Here is a 703-nt window from a genome sequence, read left to right on the forward strand (position 1 = left end):
ATCCTCAACCAGGCCGGCGAGCGGTCGCTTGTCATCCTCGACGAGATCGGCCGCGGTACCGCGACCTTCGACGGCCTGTCGATCGCCTGGGCCGCGATCGAGCATCTGCATGAGAGCAACCGCTGCCGCACGCTGTTTGCCACCCACTATCATGAGCTCACCGCGCTCTCGGCCAGGCTGCCGCGGATGTTCAACGCCACGGTGCGCGTCAAGGAATGGCAGGGCGACGTCGTGTTCCTGCACGAGGTGTTGCCGGGCTCCGCCGACCGCTCCTACGGCATCCAGGTCGCGAAACTCGCCGGTCTGCCGCCCGCCGTGATCACCCGCGCCGAATCTGTGCTGGCCAAGCTCGAGGCCCAGGACCGCGGCCAGACCGCACGTGCGCTGGCCGACGACCTGCCGTTGTTCGCCGTCCCCTCCCGGGCCGCCGCCGAAGACAAGCCGCCGAGTGATGCCGATCTGCTGGTGGAAGCCGTGAAGGCGCTGCACCCCGACGAAATGTCGCCGCGCGAGGCGCTGGATGCGCTGTATGCGTTGCGGGCGAAGCTGCCGAAGGGGTAGCCGCGTAGGATGGGTAGAGCGAAGCGAAACCCATCAACTTTCCTACGCGCGGAGGCATGATGGGTTTCGCTTCGCTCTAACCATCCTACGCCTTCTGCGCCTGCTTCCTCCGCCCGATCCGCCACAACACCAGATTCCACGC

1 protein-coding gene is annotated in these 703 nt (G+C 66.9%); it reads left to right on the top strand.

The window, feature by feature from the left end; all coding sequences use genetic code 11:
* Positions 1–561, top strand: a 561-nt coding sequence (locus tag NS334_RS16440) for a MutS-related protein (protein WP_428835067.1), incomplete at its 5' end; no start/stop codon positions are given.
* Positions 562–703: the final 142 nt, after the last annotated feature.

Source organism: Sphingomonas endophytica (assembly GCF_001476895.1).
GTDB lineage: Bacteria > Pseudomonadota > Alphaproteobacteria > Sphingomonadales > Sphingomonadaceae > Sphingomonas > Sphingomonas endophytica_A.